This is a genomic window from Burkholderia sp. AU28863 (assembly GCF_002223195.1).
In the GTDB taxonomy this organism is placed as follows: domain Bacteria; phylum Pseudomonadota; class Gammaproteobacteria; order Burkholderiales; family Burkholderiaceae; genus Burkholderia; species Burkholderia sola.
Genome location: NZ_NKFE01000003.1, coordinates 401,271 through 416,809, shown reverse-complemented (window position 1 = coordinate 416,809; position 15,539 = coordinate 401,271). Strand labels below are relative to the sequence as shown.

Annotated in this window: 17 protein-coding genes and 1 tRNA gene; 13 read left to right on the top strand and 5 right to left on the bottom strand. The window is 68.0% G+C overall.

What is annotated here, in order from left to right:
• The first annotated feature begins 69 nt into the window (after positions 1-69).
• The gene (locus tag CFB81_RS04250) at positions 70-681 is read left to right on the top strand and encodes a chromate transporter (RefSeq protein ID WP_069621153.1); all 612 of its coding nucleotides are present in this window, start codon (positions 70-72) and stop codon (positions 679-681) included.
• Complete coding sequence (locus CFB81_RS04245; RefSeq protein WP_089434666.1) at positions 678-1,220, top strand: chromate transporter; 543 nt, start codon at positions 678-680, stop codon at positions 1,218-1,220. Before CFB81_RS04250 ends, CFB81_RS04245 begins: the two co-directional genes overlap by 4 nt.
• Before the next feature lie 144 nt (positions 1,221-1,364).
• Here CFB81_RS04245 and CFB81_RS04240 read toward each other — a convergent pair whose 3' ends face one another.
• Positions 1,365-2,543, bottom strand: coding sequence for an enolase C-terminal domain-like protein (locus tag CFB81_RS04240; protein ID WP_089434665.1), 1,179 nt, complete (start codon positions 2,541-2,543; stop codon positions 1,365-1,367).
• 338 nt (positions 2,544-2,881) lie between these two features.
• Positions 2,882-3,226, bottom strand: coding sequence for a cupin domain-containing protein (locus tag CFB81_RS04235; RefSeq protein ID WP_027783759.1), 345 nt, complete (start codon positions 3,224-3,226; stop codon positions 2,882-2,884).
• Between the two features lie 200 nt (positions 3,227-3,426).
• Here CFB81_RS04235 and CFB81_RS04230 point away from each other — a divergent pair.
• Both CFB81_RS04230 and trmB read left to right on the top strand, forming a co-directional pair.
• Positions 3,427-3,501: transfer RNA gene (locus CFB81_RS04230), tRNA-Gly, on the top strand.
• A gap of 140 nt (positions 3,502-3,641) precedes the next feature.
• A complete protein-coding gene (gene trmB, locus CFB81_RS04225) occupies positions 3,642-4,418 on the top strand; it encodes a tRNA (guanosine(46)-N7)-methyltransferase TrmB (protein WP_089434664.1) in 777 nt (258 codons plus the stop codon).
• 93 nt (positions 4,419-4,511) lie between these two features.
• Here the strand turns inward: trmB and CFB81_RS04220 are convergent, their stop codons facing one another.
• The 3 genes from CFB81_RS04220 to CFB81_RS04210 all read right to left on the bottom strand — a co-directional run bounded on the left by CFB81_RS04220 (position 4,512) and on the right by CFB81_RS04210 (position 6,317).
• Positions 4,512-5,342 (bottom strand): undecaprenyl-diphosphate phosphatase, encoded by an 831-nt coding sequence (locus CFB81_RS04220; protein ID WP_089434663.1) that lies wholly within the window; start codon positions 5,340-5,342, stop codon positions 4,512-4,514.
• A gap of 79 nt (positions 5,343-5,421) precedes the next feature.
• A complete protein-coding gene (locus tag CFB81_RS04215; protein ID WP_089434662.1) occupies positions 5,422-6,003 on the bottom strand; it encodes a DUF1439 domain-containing protein in 582 nt (193 codons plus the stop codon).
• A complete protein-coding gene (locus CFB81_RS04210; RefSeq protein WP_089435324.1) occupies positions 6,000-6,317 on the bottom strand; it encodes a YkgJ family cysteine cluster protein in 318 nt (105 codons plus the stop codon). Before CFB81_RS04210 ends, CFB81_RS04215 begins: the two co-directional genes overlap by 4 nt.
• Positions 6,318-6,489: 172 nt before the next feature.
• Between CFB81_RS04210 and hemN the strand changes: the two genes are divergently transcribed.
• From hemN to urtE, 9 genes are all read left to right on the top strand, one after another.
• Positions 6,490-7,881, top strand: coding sequence for an oxygen-independent coproporphyrinogen III oxidase (gene hemN / locus CFB81_RS04205; RefSeq protein WP_069621159.1), 1,392 nt, complete (start codon positions 6,490-6,492; stop codon positions 7,879-7,881).
• Positions 7,882-7,969: 88 nt separating this feature from the next.
• Complete coding sequence (locus CFB81_RS04200) at positions 7,970-8,227, top strand: hypothetical protein (RefSeq protein ID WP_006488573.1); 258 nt, start codon at positions 7,970-7,972, stop codon at positions 8,225-8,227.
• A 104-nt stretch (positions 8,228-8,331) separates the two neighbouring features.
• Positions 8,332-8,988 (top strand): protein-L-isoaspartate O-methyltransferase, encoded by a 657-nt coding sequence (locus tag CFB81_RS04195; RefSeq protein ID WP_069621160.1) that lies wholly within the window; start codon positions 8,332-8,334, stop codon positions 8,986-8,988.
• Positions 8,989-9,002: 14 nt separating this feature from the next.
• Entirely contained in the window at positions 9,003-9,326 is a 324-nt protein-coding gene (locus tag CFB81_RS04190) for a rhodanese-like domain-containing protein (RefSeq protein WP_089434661.1), read from the top strand.
• A gap of 345 nt (positions 9,327-9,671) precedes the next feature.
• Complete coding sequence (gene urtA / locus CFB81_RS04185) at positions 9,672-10,979, top strand: urea ABC transporter substrate-binding protein (protein ID WP_069621162.1); 1,308 nt, start codon at positions 9,672-9,674, stop codon at positions 10,977-10,979.
• Positions 10,980-11,121: 142 nt separating this feature from the next.
• Entirely contained in the window at positions 11,122-12,741 is a 1,620-nt protein-coding gene (gene urtB / locus CFB81_RS04180; RefSeq protein ID WP_089434660.1) for an urea ABC transporter permease subunit UrtB, read from the top strand.
• 1 nt (position 12,742) lies between these two features.
• A complete protein-coding gene (gene urtC / locus CFB81_RS04175; protein ID WP_089434659.1) occupies positions 12,743-13,930 on the top strand; it encodes an urea ABC transporter permease subunit UrtC in 1,188 nt (395 codons plus the stop codon).
• Positions 13,927-14,787, top strand: a complete 861-nt coding sequence (gene urtD / locus CFB81_RS04170; protein WP_069621165.1) for an urea ABC transporter ATP-binding protein UrtD — start codon at positions 13,927-13,929, stop codon at positions 14,785-14,787. The genes urtC and urtD overlap by 4 nt, the downstream gene beginning before the upstream one ends.
• A 4-nt stretch (positions 14,788-14,791) precedes the next feature.
• Positions 14,792-15,484, top strand: a complete 693-nt coding sequence (gene urtE / locus CFB81_RS04165) for an urea ABC transporter ATP-binding subunit UrtE (RefSeq protein WP_069621166.1) — start codon at positions 14,792-14,794, stop codon at positions 15,482-15,484.
• The last annotated feature ends 55 nt before the right edge of the window (positions 15,485-15,539 follow it).

Here is a 15,539-nt window from a genome sequence, read left to right as displayed (position 1 = left end):
GTCAGCGTGCTGACAGGCACCGCTTGCTAACATGGGCGATCGCCCGATCGCCACGTGTCCGCCCGCCCGATGCCCTCGCCCTCCGCCCCGACTCCCTCGGCACCGCCCGCAGGCGACGCACCGTCGCCGGGCGTCCTCGCGCTGTTCGTCGCGTTCGCGCAGATCGGCCTGACCAGTTTCGGCGGCGGGCTCAGCGGCCGAATGATGCGCGACTTCGTGCACGAGCGACGCTGGCTCGACGAAGAGGCGTTCCTCAACGGTCTCGCGCTGTCGCAGGCGTTGCCGGGCGTCAACGTGAAGAACCTCGCGATCTGGATCGGCTACCGGCTCGCCGGATGGCGCGGCGCGGTGGCCGGCTTCACCGGCATCATCGCGCCGCCGGCCGTGCTGATCGTGCTGTTCGGCGTCGCGTTCTCGACGCTTACGCGCTTTCCGCTCACGCATGTCGCGCTCGCCGGGGCGGCGGCCGCGGCGATCGGGCTGTCGATCTCGATGGCCGTCACCGCGGTGCGCCGGCTGCCGCGCCGCGTGCTGCCGTTCGCGATCATGACGCTCACCTTTGTGTCGGTTGCGGTACTGCACTGGCCGCTCGTGTGGACCGTGCTGATCGGCGGCACGCTGAGCGTCGCGCTCGAATACCGTCGCGCGGCCGCCGCGCCGGTCGGGAGCGACGCACGATGAACGCATCTGCGCGGTACGCAGCACTGTTCGGCGTGTTCGCGCCGCTATCGATTGCAACGATCGGCGGCGGGCAGGCGGTCATCGCGGATATCCAGCGGCAGGTTGTCGACGTGCATCACTGGATGAGCGCCACACAATTCGTCAACGACTTCGCGATCGCACGGATGGCGCCTGGCCCCGGCTCGCTGCTGGCTACGCTGATCGGCTGGCAGGTGGCCGGCTTCTGGGGCGCGGTGATCGCGACGCTCGCGCTGTTCGGCCCGACCGCGTTCCTGATCTACGGCGTCGCGCATCTATGGCGGCGGCACCGGGGCGCGCGCTGGCAGATCGCGCTCGAAGCCGGCCTGCGTCCGGTTGCGGCCGGCATGATCCTCGCGTCGGTGTGCGTGCTGCTGCAGGCGCTCGACGGCGGGTGGGCCGCACGCGCGATCGCGATTATGTCGACGCTGTGCGTGATGTACACGCGCGTTCATGCGCTGCTGTTGATCGCGGTGGGTGCACTGTTGCTCGTCGGCTTGCACGTGCTCGGCGGCGTGTAGCGCGGCGCCATTGCCTTTACGTTGCGACGCTGCCTGGGCGCCTAGACGTCCTGACGCCTGGACGGCGGCGACACACCGGCGCGCTCGGACAACAGCCGGATTAGCGCGGGAATGCCGCGGTGCGCGATCGACGCGCTGTAGGCGTCAGCGGCCCGCTATCGACACCGATCCCGATACCGCGCGGAATACGTCGTGCGCGTGGGCATGCAGCTCGAATCCGATGCCCGGCGCTTGCGGCACGCGCGCGTATCCCGCATCGACGATTTCGCCATCGGCGAGTCCGCTGAACGGATGGAATGCGAACGGGCTGACTTCCGCACCGCCGAGCCCGAGCGCCGCGACGACGTGCAACGAGAACAGATGGCCGCCGTGCGGCCAGAACGCGTCGCGCCGCCAGCCGCGCGATACGAAGTGATCGACGATCTGCAGATAGCCCGGCAGCCCGTAGCCGTGCACGGGATCGAACACCAGTACGTCGCGGTCGTTGCGCAAGCCGCCGTAACGGTCGAGCAGCTTCGCTTCCGCGAGCGAGAACAGCGCTTCGCCTGCCGCGATCGGCGGCGCGTATCGCGTGGCCACGTCTGCCTGGAGCGGCAGGTCGAGCGGATCGCAGATGTCCTCGAACCACCAGAGGCCGAACGGCGCGAGCATGTTGGCCGCCTCGTGGGCGGTCGTCGCGTCGTACGTGTTCATCGCGTCGACTGCGAGATGCGCAGGGCTCGCGAGCTGAGCGGCCGCGGTTTCGATGCGGCGCCGGTCCTGCTCGAGATCCGCGCCGCCGATCTTGATCTTCGCGTGCGTGTAGCCGAGATCGACGATCCGGCGCATCTCGTCCGACAGGCGCGCGAGATCGTCATGCGGATAGCGGTAGCCGCCGCCCGCGTACACGCGCACGCGCGACTGCGGCGTGCGTTCGAGACGATCGGCGAGAAAGCCGTGCAACGGCAGGTCGGCGATCTTCGCGGCGGCGTCCCAGATCGCCATGTCGAGCGTGCCGACCGCGACGCAGCGTTCGCCGTGCCCGCCCGGCTTCTCGCCGGCCATCATCGCGCGCCACGCGCGGAACGGGTCGAGGTTGGTGCCGGCTTCGTCGGCGAGTGCGTCGGCGGCGGCGAGCAGACGCGGCGCGAACCGTTCGCGGATGAGGCCACCCTGCGCGAAGCGGCCGATCGACGCGTAGCCGTAGCCCGTCACCGGGCGGCCGCCGCGCACGATGTCGGTAACGACCGCGACGACGCTCGTCGTCAGGCCGCCGGACGGAATCGCGGGATCGGCATAGCGGGACACGGGAATCGCACGTTCGTGGATCGCGGTGATGCGCATGGTCGGGGCTCCGGAGGGGTGTCCGGCGCAGGCGGAAGGTTCAGGCGCTGCAGCGGAAACGGTGGGCGGATCGCTGCATCTTAGGGGTTTGCGTGACAGCGTGCAGGACCGGTAGCGAGCGTCATCGCGTCGTCGCAGAACAACCGCGCGTCGAATTCGTCATGGGGGGCGATCGGATAGCGGAGCGCGCCGAGCACGCGCCCATCCTCGGCGCGCTGCTTCCGAACCGGGTGACTTTTATTGAGCCGGAATCTTCGCTCGCCCCTTCCGGCTTCGTGAACCGCGAAGACGCGGGGCGATGACGGTATGCATGGGTCGGGTCGAATCGACCGCCCCGCTCAGGCGAAGACGAAGTACTTGCGGACCGTCTCCACCACTTCCCACGTGCCTTTCATGCCGGGTTCGATCACGAACACGTCGCCGGCCTTCAGATGCACCGGCTCCTCACCTTCCGGCGTGATGATGCAGTAGCCATCGAGAAAGTGGCAGTACTCCCATTTTTCATAATTCACCTCGAACTTGCCCGGCGTGCAGATCCAGGTGCCCATGATCTTGCTGCCGTCCTTCGAGACGTACGCGTTGAGGTTCACGGTGTGCGGATCGCCGCCAATGCGCTTCCATTTGGTCGCGTCGAGGACAGGCGTCGGGCAGGTTTTGCGCAGAACGGTGATGAAATCGGACATGTCGGCTCCAGACTGATGATCGTATGAGAGACCTGTCACGTTAGTTCGAAAGCTTTACCCGGGCTTGTATGCTTCCGACGCCGACTCGTCCATTTTCGACATGGGCTGGCGGGCCGGCCGGGCCGCACCCGTTTCGATACCGGCGGCCAAGACGCCCCGCTTGCCATCCCCACCCAAACCCCTGTAGAATCGCCAGTTCTGCGGGCGTCGTATAATGGCCATTACCTCAGCTTCCCAAGCTGATGACGTGGGTTCGATTCCCATCGCCCGCTCCACTTTCCGGCTGCACGACAGCCTGCGCATGAGCCGCCTCGTCGAAGGCGGCTTTTTTGTACCATGCGCCGAATCGCCCGGCAGCATTGCTGCGTAACGGGCCCTCGGGGCCCTCGCCCGAACCGAGCCTTTCTCTGTACCGATGATGCACGACGATCCGAACGAAGCCGGCCTGCCGCCGCACGACGACGCCATTCCCGACGAAGCCGACCAAGCCGGCGCAGGCGCCGCCGAAGTCAACACGCTGCACCGCCGCCGCATCCGCAGCTTCGTGACGCGTGCCGGCCGCGTGTCGACCGGCCAGCGCCGCGCGCTCGACGAATTCGGCCCGCGCTTCGTCGTCCCGTATGCGCCGGAACTGCCCGACTGGAACGCGATCTTCGGCCGCAGCGCGCCGCGCATTCTCGAGATCGGCTTCGGGATGGGCGCATCGACCGCGGAAATCGCCGCGCATCGCCCGGGTGACGATTTCCTCGGCGTCGAGGTACACGAGCCGGGCGTCGGCGCGCTGCTGAAGCTGATCGGCGAGCAGGATCTGACGAACATCCGCATCATCCAGCACGACGCGGTCGAGGTGCTCGAGCACATGATCGCGCCGGAAAGCCTCGATGGCGTGCACATCTTCTTCCCCGACCCGTGGCACAAGGCGCGTCACCACAAGCGCCGGCTGATCCAGCCGCCGCTCGTCGCGCATCTCGCATCGCGCCTGAAGCCCGGCGCGTACCTGCACTGCGCGACCGACTGGCAGAACTACGCGGAGCAGATGCTGGACGTGCTCGGCGCGGAACCGACGCTCGAAAACACGGCCGCCGATTACGCGCCGCGCCCCGGCTACCGCCCGGTGACGAAGTTCGAACGGCGCGGGCTGCGGCTCGGCCACGGCGTGTGGGACCTGGTGTTCCGCAAGCGCGCAAGCTGAGCGTCCCCACCCCGCGCAGAATGAAAAATCCCGACCGGCGTCTCGCGCCGGTCGGGATTTTTCATGGAGCGGCGCATCGACCGCTCGCCAGCCTCACGCCCAGTTCAGCCAGCCGCTGTAACCCACCAGCAACACGAACAGCCCGAACGCGATCCGGTACCACGCGAACACCGTGAAATCGTGCGTCGCGACGTAGCGCAGCAGCCAGCGCACGCACACGAACGCGCTGACGAACGCCGACACGAGCCCGAGCGCGAACAGGCCGAGCGAATCGACGGTGAACGCCTGCCAGTCCTTCACGGTTTCGTAGAGCGTCGCGCCGAAGATGATCGGAATCGCGAGGAAGAACGAGAATTCGGTGGCCACGCGTCGGTCGAGGCCGAACAGCATCCCGCCGATGATCGTCGAGCCCGAGCGCGACATGCCGGGCACCAGCGCGAAGCACTGCGCGAGTCCGACCTTGAGCGCGTCGAGCGGCGTCAGCGCGTCGACCGACATCACGCGCGGAGGCTCGCCGCGTTCGCGCTGCCGCGCCTCGGCCCACAGGATGATCGCGCCGCCCACGACGAGCGCGAACGCGACGGGCACCGGCGAGAACAGCACGGCCTTGATCTTCTTCTCGAACAGGAGGCCGAGCGCGATCGCGGGAATCGTCGCGATCACGACGTTCAGCACGAAGCGCTGCGCGTCGGGCCGGCTCGGCAGCCCGGACACGACGGACACGATCCGCTGGCGGTATTCCCAGCAGACCGCGAGGATCGCGCCGAACTGGATCACGACGTCGAACGTCTTCGCGTGCGAATCGTTGAAATTGAGGAAGCTGCCCGCGACGATCAGGTGACCGGTGCTCGACACCGGCAGGAATTCCGTCAGCCCCTCGACGACGCCGAGGATCAATGCCTTGCAGATCAGGATCCAGTCCATCCGTGGCCCAACTCCGAAATGGTCGAAAGAAAAGGCCACTCTTGCGCGCGCGGCCCGCCCGGCCGCGCGCGCCCCGTCGTCACTTTTCGACGATCGCCACGCGTATGCCGTTTGTAAGGATCGTAATTGTACCGGGTTCGTAGTTCACCCCGGCAAATTGCAGTTGTTCCGGCTTGAACGTGTAGATCGGATAGTTGGTCAGCAGCTGCGTCGCGAGCAGGCCGGCGGCCGCGCCGACCTGCTGCGCGTACATCTGCGCGTCGCCGTCGAGCGCGAGGCTGTCGACGGCCGGCGCCTTCAGCACGACCGAGCGGCTCGGCGCGTCGTACGCGAGCTGGCCCGACACGGTGAACTTGCCGCTGACGGGCCCGCGCAGGAACGGGCTCACGAAGTTCGCGTCGAGCTGCACGGCGACGCGGTTCTGGTCGGGCAGCAGGTTGACGGCCGGATTCGCGAGCGACACGTCGACGACCTGGGCGACCGTCTTCTGGTACGGAAACTTCCGCGCGACGGCCTTCTGCACGTCGCCGCGCGAGAACGTGTAGTGGTCGGGAATGAACGGGAACGTCGACGCGCACGCGGCAAGCGATACGCACACGCCGACGGCGCCGATGGCGGCAGCGAGAAAACGGCGCCGGCCGGGCGCGCGAGGGGCGGTCATGCTGATTTCTCTCCTGGATGCGCCGGCCGCGTCGCGGCCTCGAGGCGCGTGAGCCACGCGAGCGCGTCGTCGCGCGCCGCGCCGCACATGTCGGCGGACGGCTGCAGCCCGGAACAGCACGCGGGGCGCTCGGGCCGGCCGAAGATCATGCAGCGCAGGTCGTCGCCAAGCTGCACGCAGCGCACGCCCGCCGGCTTGCCGTCGGGCATGCCCGGAATCGGGCTGGAAATCGACGGCGCGATGCAGCACGCGCCGCAGCCCTCGCGGCACGCATGCGGCGGCGGGGCTTCGGCGGGCGCCGGGCGGACAGGCATTTCGACGGACACTCGGCTCTCTCGACGAACACGAAAAACGGTGCGGCAACCGGACGCGGCGTCCGGCAGCCCCACCCCGCATTGTGCCATCGCCGCTGCGACGTTATTACACAATGCAGCCCGACCGCGGGTTCATATACTCGAAAGCATCTAAAAAAAGCGCGAGACCGCCATGCGTTCTGGTTCTGCCGACCCGATGTTCCGTCCCGATTTGCTCACGAAATACGGCGTGAACGGGCCGCGCTATACGTCGTACCCGACCGCGCTGCAGTTCCGCGACGATTTCGATCCGGCCGACTACGTCCGCGCGGCCCGCGACCCCGGCGCGTCGTCGAGCGACCTGTCGCTGTACTTCCACATCCCGTTCTGCAACACCGCGTGCTTCTACTGCGGCTGCAACAAGATCGCGACCAACAACCGCCGCCGCGCGCGCCCGTATCTCGACCAGCTCAAGCGCGAAATGGCGCTGCAGGCCGCGCTGTTCGATCCGTCCCGCCCCGTCACGCAACTGCACTGGGGCGGCGGCACGCCGACCTTCCTGTCCGACGACGAAACGGCCGAGCTGATGGCGGCCACGCGCGAGCATTTCGCGCTCGCGCCGGACACCGACGCCGAGTTCTCGATCGAGATCGATCCGCGCACGGTCACGCCGGCGACGCTCGTGCACCTGCGCACGATCGGCTTCAACCGGCTGAGCCTCGGCGTGCAGGATTTCGACCCGCTCGTGCAGCAGGCGATCAACCGCATCCAGCCGCGCGCGATGACGGCGGACCTGCTCGCAGCCGCACGGGCGACGGGCTTCCATTCGGTCAGCGTCGACCTGATCTACGGGCTGCCGCACCAGACGATCGCCGTGTTCGCACGCACGCTGGAGACGATCATCGAGCTCGCGCCCGATCGCCTGTCGGTGTTCGGCTACGCGCACATGCCGCATCTGTTCAAGATGCAACGGCAGATCGACGATGCGACGCTGCCGCCGCCGGAAACGCGCATCGCGCTGCTCGGCCTCGCAATCGACATGCTGACGTCGGCCGGCTACGTGTACATCGGGATGGACCACTTCGCGCGGCCGTCAGACGAACTCGTGCGCGCGCAGCGCAACGGCACGCTGCAACGCAATTTCCAGGGCTACAGCACGCGCGCGGATACCGACCTGATCGGCTTCGGCGTGTCGTCGATCGGCAAGGTCGGCGACGTCTACGCGCAGAACGCGAAGGACCTGCCTGCATACGGCGCCGCGCTCGACGCGGGCCGGCTGCCGATCGCGCGCGGCGTGCGGCTCACGCCGGACGACCGGCTGCGCCGCGACGTGATCACGCAACTGATGTGCAACCTCGAACTGCCGTTCTCGCATGTCGAGGCCGCGCACGGCATCCGCTTCGCCGATCATTTCGCGCGCGAGCTGGACGCGCTGCGTCCGTTCGAGCGCGACGGGCTGCTGACGATCGCGCGCGACCGGCTGACGATCCATCCGGCCGGCCGGATGGTCGTGCGCAACATCGCGATGGCGTTCGACGCATACCTCGGCCAGACGCCGCGGCAGCGCTACTCGCGCACGGTCTAGCGCGCGCTTCGCGCCGGCCACGGGCGGGCGCCGGCCCGGCCGGTTTGATAGAGTGTGAGGCTTACATCCGCTTCGCCTGCCCTCCAAGATGCGCACCACCAAAGCGACCCACGCGGTCGAACGCCTGAAGACCCGCTCCGGCAACCCGCAATTCGCGGCCGTCGCGATGGCGGGCGGCCTGTTCTATCTCGTCGACCGCTCGGGCGGCACCGCCGAGAAGCGCTGCGAGCCGCTGCCGCTCGACGAGTTCGTCAAGTTCGTCGACGAATTTGGCCCTAAAAAACCGCGCAAGGCGAGCAAGCTCGACCTCGCGTTCGAGGCGCAGATCAAGAAGAGCAAAGGGTAAAGGTCTGTTGCAGGCCGCCTGAAGGCTTCGCGGCCGTGCCGTTTGGTACAATCACGAAGTTTCTCTACCCCCGCTGATGGCCGACCAGGCTGCGTGACCACACCATGAATATCGAAAACGCGCGTTTCAACATGATCGAACAGCAGATCCGTCCGTGGGACGTGCTGGATCTGGATGTCCTGGGCCTGCTGTCGATCGTCAAGCGTGAAAACTACGTGCCGGCCCAATACCGCGATCTCGCGTTCGCCGATCTCGAACTCCCGCTGCCGGGCGGCGCGAGCAAGATGCTGTTCCCGCGCGTCGAAGCGCGCGTGCTGCAGGAGCTGGCGGTCAAGAAGCACGAGAACGTGCTCGTGATCGGCGCGGGCTCGGGCTACCTGGCCGCGCTGTTCGCGCATCGCGCGCAGCACGTGACGGCCGTCGAGATCGATCCGGCGATCGCGAAGTTCGCGGCAGACAACCTGCGCAACGACGGCGTGACCAACGCCGAAGTCGTGCTCGGCGACGGCTCGCGCGGCTGGGCGGCCAAGGCGCCGTACGACGTGATCTGCGTCGCGGGCGGCCTGCCGGTCGTGCCGCAGGAAATGCTCGAGCAGCTGAAGGTCGGCGGCCGCCTGTCGGCGTTCGTCGGCGGCCGTCCGGTGATGAAGGCGCAGATCATCACGCGCATCGACGACAAGCAGTACCGCGTCGCCGACGTGTTCGAAACGTACATCGACCACCTCGTCAACGCGATCGAGCCGTCGCGCTTCAAGTTCTAAGCGGCGGAGCCTCCATGCAGATCCTGACGCCCGCGATGCTCGCGGAATGGCTCGGCGACACGGCGCGCCCCACGCCGGTCGTGCTCGACGTGCGCGAGCCGTGGGAAATCGCGACCGCGCAGATCGCCGGCAGCGTGTCGATTCCGATGCAGCAGATTCCCGCGCGCAGCGAAGAACTCGACGACGAAGCGGAAATCGTCTGCGTGTGCCATCACGGGATGCGCAGCGCGCAGGTCGCGATGTTCCTCGAATCGCGCGGCTTCACGAAGCTGTACAACCTGCAAGGCGGGATCGACGCGTGGTCGCGCGACGTCGATCCGTCCGTGCCGCGCTACTGATCGATCCTTCCGGCGGCGCATCGCGCGCCGCCGCGCCGCCCGGCACGCCGCCGCCGGCCGCACCGATCCGCCGAACGGGCGCGCACCGCGCGCCCGTTTCGCTTTCCTCCCCGGTTTCCCTGCGTTTCGACGCCGCGGCACCGCCGTGCACCATTTGCGCCCGTGCGTCTGCACCGCAACGGACCGCGCATGCTGCACGGCGCGTCATCCGCACCGCGCCAATGCCCGCCGATGGCCCGCGCAGGCACGCCGGGCGTGCATCCGCGCGACTGGCACATGCCTTGCGTTACACGATGGCCGGCGCCGCCACGGCGCACGCGCATCCAACACGACAAGGGGATACCGATGAAACGTCGCAGTCTGTTGAAGTTCGGTTCGATGGCCGGCGCGCTCGCGCTGGCGGGCAAGAGCCCGTTCGCGCACGCGGCCGATGCGGGCACCGGCCCGATCAAGGTCGGCATCCTGCATTCGCTGTCGGGCACGATGGCGATCTCGGAGACGTCGCTGAAGGATACCGCGCTGATGACGATCGCCGACATCAACAAGAGCGGCGGCGTGATGGGCCGCAAGCTCGAACCGGTGGTGGTCGACCCGGCGTCGAACTGGCCGCTGTTCGCCGAGAAGGCGCGCCAGCTGCTCACGCAGGACAAGGTCGCCTGCGTGTTCGGCTGCTGGACGTCGGTGTCGCGCAAGTCGGTGCTGCCGGTGTTCGAGGAACTGAACGGGCTGCTCTACTACCCGGTGCAGTATGAAGGCGAGGAAATGTCGCGCAACGTGTTCTACACGGGCGCCGCGCCGAACCAGCAGGCGATTCCGGCAGTCGAGTACCTGATGAGCGCGGAAGGCGGCGGCGCGAAGCGCTTCTTCCTGCTCGGCACCGACTACGTGTATCCGCGCACGACCAACAAGATCCTGCGCGCGTTCCTGAAATCGAAGGGCGTGAAGGACGCCGACATTCAGGAGGTCTACACGCCGTTCGGCCACAGCGATTACCAGACCATCGTCGCGAACATCAAGACCTTCGCGCAGGGTGGCAAGACGACCGTGATCTCGACGATCAACGGCGATTCGAATGTGCCGTTCTACAAGGAGCTCGGCAACCAGGGGCTCAAGGCGACCGACGTGCCGGTCGTCGCGTTCTCGGTCGGCGAGGAGGAGCTGCGCGGGATCGATACGAAGCCGCTCGTCGGCCATCTCGCCGCGTGGAACTACTTCATGTCGGTGAAGAATCCGACCAACACGAAGTTCAAGGACCAGTTCGCCGCGTGGGTGAAGGCGAACAACCTGCCGGGCGGCGCGAAGCGCGTGACCAACGATCCGATGGAAGCCACCTACGTCGGGATCCATATGTGGAAGCAGGCCGTCGAGAAAGCGAAGAGCACCGACGTCGACAAGGTGCGCGTCGCGATGATCGGCCAGACGGTGGCCGCCCCGTCGGGCTTCACGCTCTCGATGGACGGCAACCATCACCTGCACAAGCCGGTGATGATCGGCGAGATCCGCGGCGACGGACAGTTCAACGTCGTGTGGAAGACGAAGACGGCCGTGCGCGCGCAGCCGTGGAGCCCGTACATCGCGGGCAACCAGGGCAAGCCGGACGTCGTGAGCTCGATCCCGGCGTTCCTGCGCCGGCAGCGCGCGGCGCTGGCGTGATGCCGTGCGGCGCGTCGCGCTTCGTGTGCGACGTGCCGCTCGCTTGCCCGCCCGCTGCCGATGCGCCGGCCGCGCTTGCCGTGACCCATCGCCGGCGCCACGCCGCACCGCTCCCCTTCCCCACGCCCGACAGGATTCCCCGATGCCTACACGCTTTCGCCGAGCCGCCCGCGCGATCGCGGCATGCGCCGCCCTCGCGGGCCTGCTGCCGCACGCCGCGTTCGCGCTGACCGCGGCCGACACCGCCGCGCTCGCCGGCGACGACTTCGATGCGAAGACGGCGGCGATCGAACGGCTCGCCGCCGACACCGACCCGCGCGCCGTTGCGGTGCTCAACGCGCTGTCGAGCGGCGATGCGCTCGCGACCGGCGACGGCCACCTGCTGATCCAGTCCGGCGACACCGCGCACGACGCGCTCACGCAGGCCGCGACGCCGGCCGGCGACGCGCAGCCGGTGATGCTGAACAACCTGCTGCGCACGAAGATCGCCGGCGCGCTGTCGGGCCTCGCACTCGCGTCGCCCGACGTGGCCGCGCGCCGCGACGCGATCGACGCGCTGCTGAAGTCGCCCGACCCGGCGCTCAAGCCGATGATCGACCGCGCCCGTGCAAAGGAAACCGATCCGGCATTGAAACGTCGCCTCGATGCGCTGTGGGCGATCGCCGCGCTGCACGATGCCGATCCGGCGAAACGCCTCGAAGCCGTGCAGGTGGTGGCCGCGCGCAGCGATCTCGACATGATCGAACAACTGCGCCCGCTCGTCGCGAAGAACGCCGACGGCAGCTACGCGGAACCCGACGCGCGCGTGCGCGACGCCGCGCAACACGGGCTCGATACGTTGCACGCGCTGCAGCGCCGCGGCGAAATCGTCGGCACGGTGTTCGCGGGCCTGTCGCTCGGCAGCGTGCTGCTGCTCGCCGCGCTCGGCCTCGCGATCACGTACGGGCTGATCGGCGTGATCAACATGGCACACGGCGAATTCCTGATGATCGGTGCGTACGCAACCTATGTCGTGCAGACGCTGATCCAGCGCTACGCGCCCGGCGCATTCGACTGGTATCCGCTCGTCGCCGTGCCGGTGTCGTTCGCGGTGGCCGCGCTCGTCGGCATCGTGCTCGAACGGCTCGTGCTGCGGCATCTGTACGGCCGCCCGCTCGAAACGCTGCTCGCGACCTTCGGCGTGAGCCTGATCCTGATCCAGGCGACGCGCATGCTGTTCGGCGCGCAGAACGTGCAGGTCGTGAACCCGTCGTGGATGAGCGGCGGCGTGACCGTGATGCAGAACCTGATCCTGCCGTACAACCGGCTCGCGATCCTCGCGTTCGCGCTCGCGGTGGTGTTCGTCGCGTGGGCCGTGCTGACGAAGACGCGGCTCGGCCTGTTCGTGCGCGCGGTCACGCAGAACCGCCGGATGGCCGCCTGCGTCGGCGTGAAGACCGCCCGCGTCGACGCGTATGCGTTCGCATTCGGCGCGGGCATCGCGGGCCTCGGCGGCTGCGCGCTGTCGCAGATCGGCAACGTGGGTCCCGACCTCGGCCAGAACTACATCATCGATTCGTTCATGGCCGTCGTGCTCGGCGGCGTCGGGCAGATCGCCGGCACCGTGCTCGGCGGCTTCGGGCTCGGCCTCGCGAGCAAGGCGATCGAACCGTTCTGGGGCGCCGTGCTCGCGAAGATCGCGGTGCTCGTGATGATCGTGCTGTTCATCCAGAAACGCCCGCAGGGCATGTTCGCGCCGAAGGGCCGCAGCGCGGAGGCTTGACGTGACTTCATACACCGATTCGATGTCGAACCCGGTCGCCGACACGGCGAGGCCCGCCGGCGGCGCGCGCGCGGCGGACGGCTTCGCGCTCGGCCTGCCGCCCCGCCCCGCGCTGCTGTCGCGCCGCGCGTGGCTCGCGCTCGTCGCGCTGTGCGTCGCGATCGGCGTCGGCGTGCCGCTCGCCGCGCTCGTCGCGCCGGAAGCCAGCGCGTTCCATCTGTCCGCCTACGCGATGACGCTCGCCGGCAAGCTGATGTGCTACGCGATCGCCGCGCTCGCGCTCGATCTCGTGTGGGGCTACTGCGGGATCCTGAGCCTCGGCCACGGCTTGTTCTTCGCGCTCGGCGGCTATGCGATCGGCATGTACCTGATGCGCGAGATCGGCCGCGACGGCAAGTACGGCAGCGACCTGCCCGACTTCATGGTGTTTCTCGACTGGCACCAGTTGCCGTGGTACTGGAGCGGCACGCAGCATCTCGCATGGGCGCTCGCGCTCGTCGTGCTCGTGCCGGCCGTGCTCGCGTGGGTGTTCGGCTTCTTCACGTTCCGCTCGCGCGTGAAGGGCGTGTACCTGTCGATCATCACGCAGGCCATGACGTTCGCCGCGATGCTGCTGTTCTATCGCAACGAGACGGGCTTCGGCGGCAACAACGGCTTCACCGATTTCAAGCGCATCGCCGGTTTCGCGATCACGTCGCCGGGCACGCGCACGGTGCTGTTGCTGCTGACCTTCGCGACGCTCGTGCTCGCGTTCGTCGCCGCGCGCGCGATCGTCACGAGCAAGCTCGGGCGCGTGGTGACCGCGGTGCGCGACGGCGAGACGCGGCTGATGTTCCTCGGCTACAGCCCGCTCGCGTACAAGCTGTTCGTGTGGACCGTGTCGGCCGTGCTGTGCGGCATCGCCGGCGCGCTGTACGTGCCGCAGGTCGGCATCATCAATCCCGGCGAGATGTCGCCCGGCAATTCGATCGAAATGGCGATCTGGGTCGCGGTGGGCGGGCGCGGCACGCTGATCGGGCCGATCGTCGGCGCGTTCGCGGTGAACGGCGCGAAGAGTTTCTTCACCGCGTATTTCGCCGAATACTGGCTGTTCTTCCTCGGCCTGATTTTCGTGCTCGTGCCGCTCTTGCTGCCGCGCGGAATCATGGGCCTCGTCGAAACCGTGCTCGCGAAGGGGAAACGCGCATGAACGGAACGGCTCTCTATCAGTTCACGCCACCGCCGCCCGAAGACGAGCTGCTCGCCGTCAGCGGCAGTGCGTCGATGGGGCGCGTCGTGCCGGCCGGCATCGACACGTCGCACGGGACGATCCTCTATCTCGAGGATATCGAGGTGAGCTTCGACGGCTTTCGCGCGCTGAAGAAGCTGTCGCTCGCGATCGACGCGGGCGAGCTGCGCTGCGTGATCGGCCCGAACGGCGCGGGCAAGACGACGATGATGGACGTCATCACCGGCAAGACGCGGCCCGATGCGGGCAAGGTGTTTCTCGGCCAGACCATCGATCTCGCGCGGATGAACGAACCCGAGATCGCGCGTGCGGGCATCGGCCGCAAGTTCCAGAAGCCGACCGTGTTCGAACAGCATCCGGTGTGGGAAAACCTCGAGCTCGCGATGCAGACCGACAAGGGCTGGCTCGCGTCGCTGCGCGCGCGGCTCGACCGCACCGCGCAGGCGAAGATCGAGGAGACGCTCGCGCTGATCGGCCTCGAAAGCCACGCGTATCGCGCGGCCGGCGAGCTGTCGCACGGGCAGAAGCAGCGGCTCGAAATCGGCATGCTGCTGATGCAACGTCCCGCGCTGCTGCTGCTCGACGAGCCGGCGGCCGGGATGACCGACCACGAGACGATGGAACTCGCCGAGCTGCTGAACACGCTGCGCGGCACCTGCTCGATGATGGTCGTCGAGCACGACATGGAGTTCGTCGCGGCGCTCGCGGGCGACACGGGGCGCGTGACGGTGATGGCCGAAGGCGCGGTGCTCGCGCACGGCACGCTCGACCAGGTCAAGCGCGACGAAGCGGTGATCGAGTCTTACCTCGGACGATGATGCGATGCTGAAAATCGAAGCGCTGAACCAGTACTACGGCGGCAGCCATATCCTGCGCAACGTGAACCTCGCGGCCGACGACGGCAAGCTGACCGTGCTGCTCGGCCGCAACGGCGTCGGCAAGAGCACGCTGCTGCGCTGCCTGATGGGGGTCGTCGCCGCGAAAAGCGGCAGCGTGTCGTGGCGCGGCACCGCGCTCGGCGCACTGCCGCCGTATGCGCGCGTCGCGGCCGGACTCGCGTACGTACCGCAGGGCCGCGACATCTTTCCGCGGCTCACCGTCGAGGAGAACCTGCTCGTCGGCGCGGCGAGCCGCAAGGCGCCGTCGAAGGTACCGGACCGCATCTACGACCTGTTCCCGGTGCTGAAGGACATGCGCGCGCGGCGCGGCGGCGACCTGTCGGGCGGCCAGCAGCAACAGCTCGCGATCGGCCGCGCGCTGATGAGCGAGCCGCAATTGCTGATCCTCGACGAGCCGACCGAAGGCATCCAGCCGTCGATCATCCAGGACATCGGCCGCACGCTGCGCCAGCTCGTCGACGAATCGAAGATGACCGTGCTGCTCGTCGAACAGTATTACGATTTTGCGCGATCGATCGCCGATCGCTACTGGGTGATGAGCCGCGGCGAGATCGTCGCGGGTGGTGACGCGCACGACATGGAGACGAACGGCGTGCGCGAGTTGATCGCGGTGTGACGGGCGGCACGGCGGTAGGCACGGCAGTAGGCACGGCGGTAGGCACCGCGGGGGA